Origin of the sequence: Burkholderia sp. Bp9140 (assembly GCF_003853425.1) — a bacterium.
Classification (GTDB): Bacteria; Pseudomonadota; Gammaproteobacteria; order Burkholderiales; family Burkholderiaceae; genus Burkholderia.
In genome coordinates, this window is sequence record NZ_QTPQ01000058.1 from 28,948 (window position 1) to 42,351 (window position 13,404).

At 66.4% G+C, this 13,404-nt stretch carries 9 protein-coding genes and 1 tRNA gene; 4 read left to right on the forward strand and 6 right to left on the reverse strand.

Annotated elements, in window-relative coordinates; translation table 11 throughout:
* Window positions 1-12: 12 nt before the first annotated feature.
* Entirely contained in the window at window positions 13-789 is a 777-nt protein-coding gene (gene xth / locus DIE21_RS33840) for an exodeoxyribonuclease III (protein WP_221622411.1), read from the reverse strand.
* Window positions 790-970: 181 nt separating this feature from the next.
* Here xth and DIE21_RS33845 point away from each other — a divergent pair.
* Window positions 971-1,047 (forward strand) — tRNA-Met (locus DIE21_RS33845).
* 82 nt (window positions 1,048-1,129) lie between these two features.
* On the opposite strand, the gene DIE21_RS33850 is transcribed toward DIE21_RS33845, so the two are convergent.
* Complete coding sequence (locus tag DIE21_RS33850; RefSeq protein WP_124501722.1) at window positions 1,130-1,822, reverse strand: aspartate/glutamate racemase family protein; 693 nt, start codon at window positions 1,820-1,822, stop codon at window positions 1,130-1,132.
* A 224-nt stretch (window positions 1,823-2,046) separates the two neighbouring features.
* Here DIE21_RS33850 and dinB point away from each other — a divergent pair, with 224 nt between their 5' ends.
* The gene (gene dinB, locus DIE21_RS33855) at window positions 2,047-3,240 is read left to right on the forward strand and encodes a DNA polymerase IV (protein ID WP_124501723.1); all 1,194 of its coding nucleotides are present in this window, start codon (window positions 2,047-2,049) and stop codon (window positions 3,238-3,240) included.
* A 62-nt stretch (window positions 3,241-3,302) separates the two neighbouring features.
* On the opposite strand, the gene DIE21_RS33860 is transcribed toward dinB, so the two are convergent.
* The 4 genes from DIE21_RS33860 to fixL all read right to left on the reverse strand — a co-directional run bounded on the left by DIE21_RS33860 (window position 3,303) and on the right by fixL (window position 9,891).
* Window positions 3,303-5,390, reverse strand: a complete 2,088-nt coding sequence (locus DIE21_RS33860) for a M3 family metallopeptidase (RefSeq protein ID WP_124501724.1) — start codon at window positions 5,388-5,390, stop codon at window positions 3,303-3,305.
* A 256-nt stretch (window positions 5,391-5,646) separates the two neighbouring features.
* Window positions 5,647-6,504: a bifunctional methylenetetrahydrofolate dehydrogenase/methenyltetrahydrofolate cyclohydrolase FolD gene (gene folD, locus DIE21_RS33865; RefSeq protein ID WP_124501725.1), complete on the reverse strand. Its 858-nt coding sequence runs from the start codon at window positions 6,502-6,504 to the stop codon at window positions 5,647-5,649.
* A 235-nt stretch (window positions 6,505-6,739) separates the two neighbouring features.
* Window positions 6,740-7,378 (reverse strand): oxygen response regulator transcription factor FixJ, encoded by a 639-nt coding sequence (fixJ, locus tag DIE21_RS33870; protein ID WP_006493245.1) that lies wholly within the window; start codon window positions 7,376-7,378, stop codon window positions 6,740-6,742.
* Window positions 7,375-9,891: an oxygen sensor histidine kinase FixL gene (fixL, locus tag DIE21_RS33875; protein ID WP_124501726.1), complete on the reverse strand. Its 2,517-nt coding sequence runs from the start codon at window positions 9,889-9,891 to the stop codon at window positions 7,375-7,377. Before fixL ends, fixJ begins: the two co-directional genes overlap by 4 nt.
* Window positions 9,892-10,164: 273 nt before the next feature.
* On the opposite strand from fixL, the gene aceE reads away from it, so the two are divergent.
* Both aceE and DIE21_RS33885 read left to right on the forward strand, forming a co-directional pair.
* A complete protein-coding gene (gene aceE, locus DIE21_RS33880) occupies window positions 10,165-12,861 on the forward strand; it encodes a pyruvate dehydrogenase (acetyl-transferring), homodimeric type (protein WP_124501727.1) in 2,697 nt (898 codons plus the stop codon).
* 70 nt (window positions 12,862-12,931) lie between these two features.
* Window positions 12,932-13,404 (forward strand): biotin/lipoyl-containing protein (locus DIE21_RS33885; RefSeq protein WP_311767470.1); only part of this gene is annotated, 473 nt, incomplete at its 3' end.

The following is a 13,404-nucleotide window of genomic DNA, read 5'->3' on the forward strand; positions in this document are numbered from 1 at the left end:
CGGGCGGGGTGGTCAGCCGACGATCGCGACGACCGGCGTGTGGTCGGACGGCTGTTCCCACGTGCGCGGCGTGCGGTCGACTTCGCACGACGTGCAGGTGGCGGCGAGCGCCGGCGACAGCAGGACGTGGTCGATGCGCAGCCCCGCGTTGCGGCGGAACGCGAACATCCGGTAGTCCCACCACGTGAAGGTCTTCTCGGGCTGCTCGAAGCGGCGGAACGCGTCGACGAAGCCGAGCTCGATCAGCTTCGCGAAGTGCGCGCGCTCCTGCGGCGACACGAGGTTCTGGCCTTCCCATTTCGCCGGGTCGTGCACGTCGCGGTCCTCGGGCGCGATGTTGTAGTCGCCGAGCAGCGCGAGCTTTGGGTGGCGCTGCATTTCGGTGCTCAGCCACGCATGCAGCGCGTCGAGCCACTGCATCTTGTAGACGAACTTGTCGGAGTCGGGCGCCTGGCCGTTCGGGAAATACGCGGACACGATGCGTACGCCGTCGACCGTCACGGCGACCACGCGCTGCTGCGGATCGTCGAAGCCGGGGATGTTGCGCACGACGTCCGATTCGTCGACGGCGAGCGTGTCGCGCACGAGGATCGCGACGCCGTTGTAGGTCTTCTGGCCCGCGAACCAGCTGCGATAGCCGATTGCCTCGAGATCGGCGCGCGGATACTTCTCGTCCGGCAGCTTCAGTTCCTGCAGGCACAGCACGTCGGTTCCGCTTTGCGCGAGCCAGTCGAGCACGTGCTGCTTGCGGACGTTGAGCGAGTTGACGTTCCAGGTGGCGATTTTCATGAACGGGAATGCGTGCGGGGTGAATGCGAAGGCCGCCATCTTACCGCGAGCACGGGGCGCGAACGCGCGCGACACGCGATGCGAAGCACGCGCCGGGCATCGCGACATCGACGGCTTGCAAAGAAATTGTGACAAAGGTGTTGACGTGAGTGCTTCATCACCCTATAATTTATTTCTCTGACGCGGGGTGGAGCAGTCTGGCAGCTCGTCGGGCTCATAACCCGAAGGTCGTAGGTTCAAATCCTACCCCCGCAACCAAGCACACCAGACGATGTGCAGCGCAAGTGACCGATGCGCGCTTCGTCGACAAGAACCCGGCCTCGTGCCGGGTTTTTTGTTTTCAGCACGCCGCCCACTCGACCGCTGCCTTCGCATGCAGCGCGGTCGTATCGAATACCGGCAGCGGCGAATCGTCCGCACCGATCAGCAACGTGATTTCCGTGCAGCCGAGAATCACGGCCTGCGCGCCGCGTTTCGCCAGTTCGTCGATGATCGCCACATAGGTCGCGCGCGACCCCGCATCGATCACGCCGTGACACAGCTCGTCATAGATGATCCGGTGCACGTCGCCGCGTGCGGCTTCGTCCGGCACCAGTACGTCGAGGCCGAACCTGTCGCGCAGGCGCTCCGCATAGAACGGCAGTTCCATCGTGTAACGCGTGCCGAGCAGTGCGACGCGCTCGACGCCGGCGGCGCGCAGCGCGGCGCCGGTCGGATCGGCGATGTGCAGGAACGGCAGTGCCACCGCAGCCTCGATCGCGTCGTGCACGCGGTGCATCGTGTTGGTCGTCAGCACGACGAGATCGGCGCCGGCCGCTTCGAGCTGTCGCGCGGCGTCGGCCATCCGTTCGCCGAGCGCGGCCCAGTCCTGCGTGCGCTGCAGCGCTTCGATCTCGGCGAAATCCACCGTGACCAGCACGCTCTTCGCGTTGTGATGGCCGCCGTGCAGCGCCTTCGAATGGCGGTTGATCATCCGGTAGTACTCGGCCGACGATTCCCAGCTCATCCCGCCGATCAGTCCGATCGTCTTCATCCGTCACCTGTGCGTTTCTTCTGTCGTGGCAGACGAGTATAGGGGCCGGCCCGTGCGCGCGGCGGTACGATCCGCTCGAAGCGGACCGGTACGGTGCCGCCGGCCAGGGCCGCTTGGCCGGAGATGGCCGCGGATCGCCGGGGAGTACGGGAAGCGGCCCGATGCGGCCAAAGGCGCCCGGCGGCGATCGAACGCGGCAGCACGCGACAGTTGAAACGGGCACTGTGTTTTTGTACAGTATCGGCACCGTGAACCCGACCATCATCCCGCCTGCCGATCCGCGCGCGCCGCCCCTTGGCGACGCGCCGCCGCGCGTGCGCAAGATCATCCACTGCGACTGCGACTGCTTTTACGCGTCGGTGGAGATGCGCGACGACCCGTCGCTGCGCAACCGGCCGCTCGCGGTCGGCGGCCGGCCCGACCAGCGCGGCGTGATCGCGACCTGCAACTACGAGGCGCGCCGCTATGGCGTGCATTCGGCGATGTCGTCGGCGCTGGCGATGCGCAAGTGTCCGGACCTGCTGATCCTGCCGTCCGCGATGGACAAGTACCGCGCGGCGTCGCGGCAGATCATGGCGATCTATCGTGACTACACGCACGACGTCGAGCCGCTGTCGCTCGACGAAGCCTACCTCGACGTCAGCGGGTCGGAACTGTGCCAGGGCAGCGCGACGCTGATCGCGCGGGAGATCCGTCAGCGTGTGTACGACACGGTCGGCGTGACGGTGTCGGCGGGCGTCGCGCCGAACAAGTTCATCGCGAAGATCGCGTCCGACTGGAACAAGCCCGACGGCCTGTTCGTCGTGCGCCCGCATGAAGTCGATGCGTTCGTCGCGGCGTTGCCGGTGCGCAAGCTGCACGGCGTCGGCAAGGTGACTGCCACGCGGCTCGACCGGCTCGGCATCCAGACCTGCGCGCAGTTGCGCGACTGGTCGCTGATCGATCTGCATCGCGAGTTCGGTGCGTTCGGCCGGCGGCTGTACCAGTTGGCGCGCGGAATCGACGAGCGGCCGGTGCGGGCTGACCAGGAGCGCAAGTCGGTCAGCGTCGAGACGACCTACGTGACCGACCTGACGACGCTCGAACAATGCGCGGACGAAATCCGCCGCCTCGTCGTGCAGCTCGACGCGCGGATCGCGCGTGCCGGTGCTGCCCGCGCGATCCGCAAGCTGTACGTGAAGATCCGCTTCGCCGATTTCCAGCGCACGACCGTCGAATGCGTGGCCGACGCGACGAATGCGCAGACGGCGGTCGCGCTGCTCGCGAAGGGGCTGCAGCGGCGCGCGCAAGCCGTGCGGCTGCTCGGCGTCGGCGTGCGCATCGACGAGGATACGGCCGAGCGTCACGGGCAGTTCTTGCTGTTCGATGACGACGCCGATCATGCGGACGACGCCGGCAGTGAGACGCCGGCGCCATGAAAAAAGGCACCGCCGAAGCGCGGTGCCTTTCGATGCAGCCGGACGCGCCGGGCGGCGCGCACTCAGTGCGCGGGGGCGGCCATCCCGTTGTGGCGCAGCAGCGCGTCGATTTCCGGCTCGCGGCCGCGGAACGCCTTGAACGAATCCATCGCCGGGCGGCTGCCGCCGACTTCGAGGATCTCGCGGCGATAGCGCGTGCCGGTCGCCGCGTCGAGCACGCTGCCGCTGGCGGCGGCCGCTTCCTCGAACGCCGCGTACGCATCGGCGGACAATACCTCGGCCCACTTGTAGCTGTAGTAGCCGGCCGCATAGCCGCCTGCGAAGATGTGGCTGAACGTGTTCGGCCAGCGCGAGAACGCCGCCTGCGGGATCACGTGGTAGCGCTCGTTGATCTCGCGCGCGAACGCGTTCACGCCGGTCGCGCCGGCCGGGTCGAAGTCGACGTGCAGCAGCATGTCGAACATCGAGAACACGATCTGGCGCAGCGTGCCGAGTCCGCTCTGGAAGTTCTTCGCGGCGATCATCTTGTCGAACAGCTCGCGCGGCAGCGCGGCGCCGGTATCGACGTGCGACGACATTGACGACAGCACGTCCCATTCCCAGCAGAAGTTCTCCATGAACTGCGACGGCAGCTCGACCGCATCCCATTCGACGCCGTTGATGCCCGACACGCCGAGCTCGTCGACGCGCGTGAGCATGTGATGCAGTCCGTGGCCGAACTCATGGAACAGCGTGATGACTTCGTCGTGCGTGAAGCACGCGGGCTTGCCGCCAACCGGCGCCGAGAAGTTGCAGGTCAGGTACGCGACCGGTGTCTGCACGGTGCCGCCGCGCTTCGCGCGCGCACGCGCATCGTCCATCCAGGCGCCGCCGCGCTTGCCTTCGCGTGCATACAGGTCGAGATAGAACTGCGCGACGAGCGAACCGTCGCGGTTCTCGACGCGGAAAAAGCACACGTCCTGGTGCCAGACCGGCGCATCGTCCGGCGCGATCCGCACGCCGAACAGCGTTTCGGTGACGGTGAAGAGGCCCTTCAGCACGGCCGGTTCCGGGAAGTACTGCTTGACCTCGTTTTCCGAGAACGCGTAGCGCTGCTGGCGCAGCCGCTCGGCCGCGAACGTGACGTCCCACGGCGCGAGCTCGGTCAGGCCGAGTTCCTTCGCGGCGAAGGCGCGCAGTTCGTCCCAGTCCTTGTCCGCGTGCGGGCGCGCGCGTGTCGCGAGATCCTCGAGGAACGCAATCACCTGCTGCGGCGACTCGGCCATCTTCGGCGCGAGCGACACTTCGGCGAAATTGCGGTAGCCGAGCATCTGCGCCTCTTCGCGGCGCAGTTTCAGCTCGTCGGCCACGATCGCCGTGTTGTCCCATTCGGCCTTGCCGCCGCCGTACTGCGGCCCGAGTTCGGAGGCGCGCGTCGCATACGCGCGGTACAGCGTCTCGCGCATCGCGCGGTTCTCGGCGTACTGCAGCACCGGGAAGTAGGACGGGAAGTGCAGCGTGAATTTCCAGCCTTCCTTGCCTTCCTTCTGCGCGGCTTCGCGGGCCGCTTCGATTGCGTCGCCCGGCAGGCCGGCCAGCTCGGCTTCATCCTGTGCGAAATACGCATAGGCGTTGGTCGCGTCGAGCACGTGGTCGGAGAACGCCTTCGACAGCGCCGCCTGCTGCTCCTGCAGTTCCGCGAAGCGCGGCTTCTGGTCTTCGGGCAGCTCGGCGCCCGACAGGCGGAAATCGCGCAGCGCATTGTCGAGGATCTTCTTGCGCTCGGCGGACAGCGTCGCGTATTCGTCGCTCGCGGCGATCGCCTTGTACTTCTCGTACAGCGCGAGGTTCTGGCCGACGCTCGACCAGAATTCGGTCACGCGCGGCAGGTTCTCGCCGTAGGCGGCGCGCAGCTCGGGCGTGTCGGCGACAGCGTTGAGGTGGCCGACGACGCCCCATGCGCGCCCGAGCGGCTCCGTCGCCTGCTCGACCGTCTCGACGATCGCGGCCCAGGTCGCCGGCGTCGCGGGTGCGCTCGCGGTGTCGACAGCGCGATTGGCGGCGTCGAGCAGCGTGTCGAGCGCGGGCGTCACGTGTTCCGGACGAATCTCGCCGAAGCGGGGCAGGCCGGAGAAATCGAGAAGCGGATTGGTATTGGCGCTGGCGGACATTAAGACTCCCTGTCTGTTGCCGGATGAACCGGGGTGAAAAGGGTGAGGCGCGAAGCAGCGGCGCCCGATATCGACATTATTGGGGCGCATCGCGCGCTTTCCAATCGTTAGTTTCTAACGACGCGATTGGATGCGCTCGACGCGGGGTCGGATACGGGCGAAACGCAGCGGGGGGTGGCAGGGTGACGGCGCGGCCGCGGCGGCGACCGGCGGGATGCCGGCGCACGAATGCGCGCCGGCTGGGCGGGCAGGGCGATCAGGCGGCCGCGGCGGCGCGCTCGGCTGCCTCGATCGTGTTGATCAGCAGCATCGTGATGGTCATCGGGCCGACACCGCCCGGCACCGGCGTGATGTGGCCGGCGACTTCCTTCACACCGGCGAAGTCGACATCGCCGCACAGCTTGCCTGCGTCGTCGCGGTTCATGCCGACGTCGATCACCGTCGCGCCGGGCTTGACCATGTCGGCCGTCAGGATGTTGCGCTTGCCGACCGCGGCGACCACGACGTCGGCCTGGCGCGTGTGCGCGGCGAGGTCGCGCGTCTTGCTGTGGCAGATCGTCACGGTCGCGCCGGCTTCGAGCAGCATCATCGCCATCGGCTTGCCGACGATGTTCGAGCGGCCGATCACGACCGCGTTGGCGCCCCGCAGCGGGATGTCATGTGTTTCGAACATCTTCATCACGCCGTACGGCGTGCACGGGCGGAACAGCGGCTTGCCCGTCATCAGCGCGCCGGCGTTCGCGACGTGGAAGCCGTCGACGTCCTTCTCAGGTGCGATCGCCTCGATTACCTTGTGGCTGTCGATGTGCGCGGGCAGCGGCAGCTGGACCAGGATGCCGTGGATCTTCGGATCACGGTTCAGCTCGTCGATGCGCGCGAGCAGGTCGGCCTCCGACAGCGTGTCCGGATACGCATCCTTCTGCGAGAAGAAACCGTTGTCCTCACACGCCTTGATCTTGTTGCGCACGTAGACTTCGCTCGCCGGGTTCGCGCCGACGAGGAGTACCGCGAGGCCGGGCTGGTGGCCGCGTGCGGTCAGCGCGGCGGCGCGTTCGGCGGCCTGCGCGCGCAAGGTCTTCGAGAGGGCGTTGCCGTCGATGAGGAGGGCTGTCATGGTGGTGGGTCCTGCCGGGAAGTTGGAATGCGGGCGTACGACGCCTGAAGCGCCGCAGCAAAGCACGCAATTATACCGTTCGCTTGCTGTCGTCCGACAGCGAATGCACGGGAAGCGTCATGTCGGCGGCGCCGGCGCTCCGGGAGGAAGCGCCGGGCCACGCCGCGCGAGTGGGCCGCATCGCGCGGCGCGGTGGCGCGGCAGGCCGGGCAGGTGCCCCGCAGCCGCGCGACGTTCAGGCCTGCTTCTTCGACAGCGCGAGGCGCAGCAGGTCGGCGACCGTGTTGACGTTGAGCTTTTCCATGATGTTCGCGCGGTGCGCTTCCACCGTCTTGATGCTGATCCCGAGATCGTCGGCGATCTGCTTGTTCAGGCGGCCGGCGATGATCCGCTCGAGCACCTGCTGCTCGCGCGCGGTCAGCTTCGACAGGCGCTCGCTCGCGGCGCGCTGTTCCTGGACGCTCTTGCTTTCGCTTCGGGCCTTGTCGAGCATCCGCTCGACGAGCTTGCGCAGCTCGGCTTCGTCGAACGGTTTCTCGATAAAGTCCATCGCACCCTTTTTCATCGTCGACACCGCCATCGGCACGTCGCCGTGGCCCGTGACGAAGATGATCGGCAGCGCGGCGTTGTCGGCGATCAGGCGCTCCTGCAGTTCGAGGCCGCTCATGCCCGACATCCGCACGTCGAGGATCAGGCAGGCGATCTGGCCGGCCTGCTGCGCCGGCTGATAGGCATCGAGGAACTGCTCGGCGCTCGAGAAGCATTGCACGCGATAGCCGTTCGCCTCCAGCAGCCAGCGCAGCGAGTCCCGTACGGCCTCGTCGTCGTCGACGACGAAGACAGTTTCCTGAGTGGTGGTGACAGGGCTATTCATAGTTCTCCCGTAACGGTATGTGATGCCGATGCCTCGCGCCCCCCTTGGCCGAGATCAGCGGGTTCCCCAATGGGCAGGCTGCAGTGGAATGTCGCGCCGGAAATGCGGCCGTCCGGTTCGACATTGTTGACCACCCACAGACGCCCCCGATGCGATTCGATGATCGAACGGCAGATGTTCAGCCCCATGCCCATGCCGTCGGACTTGGTGCTGTAAAACGGTTCGAACAGGCGTTCGGCGGTCGCTTCGTCGACGCCTGGACCCTGGTCGATCACGCGAATGTCGACGAAACCCGCCTCGATGTCGGCGACGACGCGGATCATGCCATCCGCCGACGCCGGCTTCACGTCGGCCATCGCCTCGGCCGCGTTCTTCATCAGGTTCACGAGCACCTGCTCGATCAGCACGGGGTCGACATAAATAATAGGCATTCTTGCGAGGATTTCCGTGACGATCCGGATCCTGCGCTTCCTGGCCTCGATTTCGGCGAGCCCGACCGCGTCGGCGACGATGTCCGCGACCCGCGCCGGCTGGCGCTTCGGCTCGCTGCGCTTCACGAATTCGCGGATCCGCTTGACGATCATCCCCGCGCGCAGCGCCTGCTGCGCGGTCTTTTCCAGCGCGGGCTGCAGCGTCTCGGGCGTGCCGCGGCCGCTCTTCACGAGCGCGAGCGTGCCCGAGCAGTAGTTGTTGATCGCGGCGAGCGGCTGGTTCAATTCGTGAGCAATCGACGACGCCATTTCACCCATCGTCATCAATCGGCTCGTGAACTGCAGCTTCTCTTCCTGCTGGTGCGCGAGTTCCTGCGCCTTCTTGCGGGTCGTGATGTCGGTCGCGATCTGCATCTGCGCGAGGTGGCCGTCCACCCACTGGATGTATTGGCGGCGCACCTCGAACCACTTCTGGATGCTCTCGACATACACTTCCTGCGCATCGGCGGTGCTGCTCGTCAGCGCGGCGGCCGGCAGGCCGGCGAACGCGTCGACCATGTCGATCGAGTCGGAGGACGCCTGCGCGCGATCGAAGCCGCCGCCCGACAGCTCGAGGTGGCCGTCCGGGCGGATCCCGAACAGGTGGCGGTAGTAGCGGTTCGCGAACAGCAGTTCGGCCTCGTCGGCGGCGAGCACCGACACCGCGGCGTCGAGGCTTTCGAGCACCGTCGTGAAGCGTTCGTGCGCGGCCGCGAGCTCCTCGCGCGCGCGCTTAGGCTCGGTGATGTCGGTCATCGACGACATCCAGCCGGTCTGGCGGCCGGAGCTGTCGATCAGCGGCGACACGTAGAGGCGCGCATGGAACAGCGTGCCGTTCTTGCGCCGCACGCGCAGCTCGAAGCCCGAGCTCGGCGCCTTGCCGCGCAGGGTCATGTCGAGCTGGCGCTGCATTTCCGGGTACGAATCGCGCGGCCAGTACGGAAACGGCGCGACCTTGCCGACGAGGTCGGTCTCGTCCCAGCCCGTCATCCGGCAGAACGCGGGGTTCACGTGCGTGATGCGGCCGTGCATGTCGAGCACGCGCATGCCGATCAGCACCGAGTTTTCCATCGCGCGGCGGAAGAACGCTTCCGCGTACAGCGCCTGCTGCGCCTCGAAGCGCTGGCGCGTGTGCTTCCACAGGCTCCAGAGGCTCCACAGCACGAAGCACGACAGCCCGGCGACCAGCCACACGAGCGTGTTGTTGGTCAGGTTCGTGAGCTGCGGGAACGCGTACACGCGCACGGTCAGCCCCTGGCCGGGCGGATCGAGCGGCAGGTCGTAGTGGGAGTCGCGCGGCAGGCGCGGGCGCGTCGACGTCGACGACAGCTCGCGGTTGTTCGAGTCGGTGATGGAGATCTTGTACTTCGACGACAGCTCCTGCGGGATGTCGTGCTTCAGGATCCCTTCGACCGAGAACACCGCGGCGATCGAGCCGAGATACTCGCGGTCGCCGCGCATCACGGGCGTCTGCAGCGTGATGAAGCCGTTGCCGAAGTCGTCGTAGATCAGTGGCGAATAGGCCTGGCGGCGCGTGCTGCGCGCTTCGTCGTACGCGCCGCGCACGGCGTCCTGCATCTGCGCGTCGCCGGGCTTCGCGAGCCGCTGGCCGAGCAGCGGCGGATGCACGGTCGGCCAGCGCTGCACGCCGGGCGCGGTGTACCAGTTCAGATAGAGGATTTCCGGATGCGTCTGCATCACGTCCGCGACGGCCATCTGGAAGGCATTCTGGTCGAGGCGGCCGGACGCGAGATCACGCGACAGCGCCTGCAGCTGCTCCTGCGCGCCCGTCATCGACAGGCGGATCTGCTGCTGCGCCCATGCGACGTTACGAAACAGGGTGTCTTCCTGCTGCTGCTGTTCGCGGCGATTGAGACTCCATAGAATCAGGCTCATCACCACGAGGAACACGAGGATCGACAGCAGCGGCGTCAGCAAATAGGAGTTGGACCACCACGGTCCGTGGTGCCAGCGGGACGGCTGCGACTCCGCCGGCGGGCCCGACGGTCGCGCCGAGCGTGCGAAAAGCCGATCGGTCAACATGGCAGGATTGTAGCGCAGCGCAATACATGGAAAACCCATACCGGATATGTTGAACGGAAACGAATTTGTGCTCGCGGCGCGCGCCGGAGAGGCCCGAAACAAGGGTGCGGCGCAGCAATATTCCGCATTACGAGAAAAGATCTCATAATTCGAAAATTTTGTTGCGCGGGCCCGTGCACGCTCATTACAATCCGTCGGAGCTTGCCCGCAGCCGGCCGCGTCGCGTCGTCTGCACGAGAGCGATCCTCACATTCCAGGACCCAGGAGACGAGAATGTCCGCTGTACCGAACGAAGTGATGAAATATGTCGCCGCCGAACGTGACGACGACCCGCAGGAAACCGTTGAATGGCTCGAGTCGCTCGACGGCGTGATCTCCTCCGTGGGCACCGGCCGCGCGCACTACCTGATCGAAAAGCAGATCGAATTCGCCCGCATGCACGGCGAACACCTGCCGTTCTCCGCGAATACCCCGTACATCAACACGATCCCCGTCGAAGCCCAGGCGAAGATCCCGGGCGACCAGGACGTCGAGCACCGCATCCGTTCGTACACGCGCTGGAACGCGCTGGCGATGGTGCTGCGCGCGGGCAAGGACACGAACGTCGGCGGCCACATCGCGTCGTTCGCATCGGCCGCGACGCTCTATGACGTCGGCTACAACCACTTCTGGCACGCGGCGTCCGACCAGCACGGCGGCGATCTCGTGTTCGTGCAGGGCCACTCGTCGCCGGGCGTGTACTCGCGCGCGTTCCTGCTCGGCCGCCTGTCGGAAGAGCAGCTCGACAGCTTCCGCCAGGAAGTCGACGGCAAGGGCATCTCGTCGTACCCGCACCCGTGGCTGATGCCGGACTTCTGGCAGTTCCCGACCGTGTCGATGGGCCTTGGCCCGATCATGGCGATCTACCAGGCCCGCTTCATGAAGTACCTGGAGGCCCGCGGCATCGCGAAGACGGAAGGCCGCAAGGTGTGGGCGTTCCTCGGCGACGGCGAGACGGACGAGCCGGAATCGCTCGGCGCGATCGGGATGGCGAGCCGCGAAAAGCTCGACAACCTCGTGTTCGTGATCAACTGCAACCTGCAGCGTCTCGACGGCCCGGTGCGCGGCAACGGCAAGATCATCCAGGAACTGGAATCGGAATTCCGCGGCGCCGGCTGGAACGTGATCAAGGTCATCTGGGGCAGCCGCTGGGATGCGCTGTTCGCACGCGACAAGTCCGGCGCGCTGATGCGCCGCATGATGGACGTCGTCGACGGCGAATACCAGACGTACAAGTCGGAGTCGGGCGCGTACGTGCGCGAGCACTTCTTCAACACGCCTGAACTGAAGGCGCTCGTCGCCGACTGGTCGGACGACGACATCTGGGCGCTGAACCGCGGCGGTCACGATCCGCACAAGATCTACGCGGCGTTCCACGAAGCCAGCAACACGAAGGGCGCGCCGACCGTCATCCTCGCGAAGACCATCAAGGGCTACGGGATGGGCGAGTCGGGCCAGGCGATGAACATCACGCACCAGCAGAAGAAGCTGCCGGTCGAGCAACTGAAGAAGTTCCGTGACCAGTTCCGCCTGCCGATCACCGACGAGCAGATCGCCGACGTGCCGTACCTGAAGTTCGAGGAAGGCTCGAAGGAACTCGAATACATGCGCAAGCAGCGCATGGACCTCGGCGGCTACCTGCCGCACCGCCGCGAGAAGGCGACGTCGCTGCCGGTGCCGGCGCTCGACACGTTCGAGCCGCTGCTGAAGGGCACGGGCGAAGGCCGCGAGATCTCGACGACGATGGCGTTCGTGCGGATCCTGAACATCCTGCTGAAGGACAAGGCGCTCGGCAAGCGCGTCGTGCCGATCGTCCCGGATGAATCGCGCACGTTCGGCATGGAAGGCCTGTTCCGCCAGATCGGCATCTGGAACCAGCAGGGCCAGAAGTACGTGCCGGAAGATTCCGACCAGCTGATGTTCTACAAGGAATCGGAAACCGGCCAGATCCTGCAGGAAGGCATCAACGAAGCGGGCGGCATGTGCGACTGGATCGCGGCGGCGACGTCGTACTCGACGCACGGCGAGATCATGGTGCCGTTCTACATCTTCTATTCGATGTTCGGCTTCCAGCGGATCGGCGACCTGGCATGGGCGGCGGGCGACATGCGCTCGCGCGGCTTCCTGCTCGGCGGCACCGCGGGCCGCACGACGCTGAACGGCGAAGGCCTGCAGCACGAAGACGGCCACTCGCTCCTGTGGGCGGCATCGGTGCCGAACTGCGTGAGCTACGACCCGACGTTCGGCTATGAACTCGCGGTGATCATCCAGGACGGTCTGCGCCGCATGGTGCAGGACCAGGAAGACGTGTACTACTACATCACGGTGATGAACGAGAACTACGAGCACCCGGCGATTCCGCAGGGCGAGCACGTGGCGGCCGACATCATCAAGGGCATGTACGCGTTCAAGAAGGCCGACGCCGACCAGAAGGCACCGCGCGTGCAGCTGCTGGGCGCGGGCACGATCTTCAACGAAGTGATCGCAGCCGCCGACCTGCTGAAGAACGACTGGGGCGTCGCGGCCGACCTCTGGAGCGTGCCGAGCTTCACCGAGCTCGCGCGTGAAGGCCACGAAGTCGAGCGCTGGAACCTGCTCCATCCGTCCGAGGAGCGTCGCCTGTCGCACGTGCAGAAGTGCCTGAAGGACACGCAGGGTCCGGTCATCGCATCGACCGACTACGTGCGCGCGCTGGTCGACCAGATCCGTGGTCAGATCGATCGCCGCTTCGTCGTGCTGGGCACGGACGGCTTCGGTCGTTCGGACACCCGCGAGAAGCTGCGTCACTTCTTCGAAGTCGACCGTCACTGGGTCACCGTCGCCGCGCTGAACGCGCTGGCCGACGAAGGCACGATCGAGCGCAAGGTGGTCGCGGACGCGATCGCCAAGTACAACCTCGATCCGTCGAAGCCCAACCCGATGACCGTTTAACGCACACGCGCCGTGTGATGCCGCGCGCCGCTTCCGGGAGGGGCGCGCGCGGCCATGGAGACACAAAAAGATGAGTCAAGCGATCGAAGTGAAGGTGCCGGATATCGGCGATTACAAGGACGTGCCCGTCATCGAGGTGCTCGTGAAGGTGGGTGACACGGTCGAGCCCGAGCAGTCGCTCGTCACGCTCGAGTCGGACAAGGCGACGATGGATGTCCCGAGCCCGGCAGCCGGCACGGTCAAGGAAGTGAAGATCAAGGTGGGCGATTCCGTGTCGGAAGGCTCGCTGATCATCCTGCTCGACGGCGCCGCCGCGGCGCAGGTGAACGGCGCGGCCGCGCCGGCCGCAGCCCCGGCTCCGGCGGCAGCGCCGGCACCGGCTGCAGCAGCGCCGGCTGCCGCGCCGGCAGCGTCGGGCGGCACGCTCGAGGTGAAGGTGCCCGACATCGGCGACTACAAGGACGTCCCGGTGATCGAGATCGGCGTGAAGGTCGGCGACACGGTCGAGAAGGAGCAGTCGCTCGTCACGCTCGAGTCGGACAA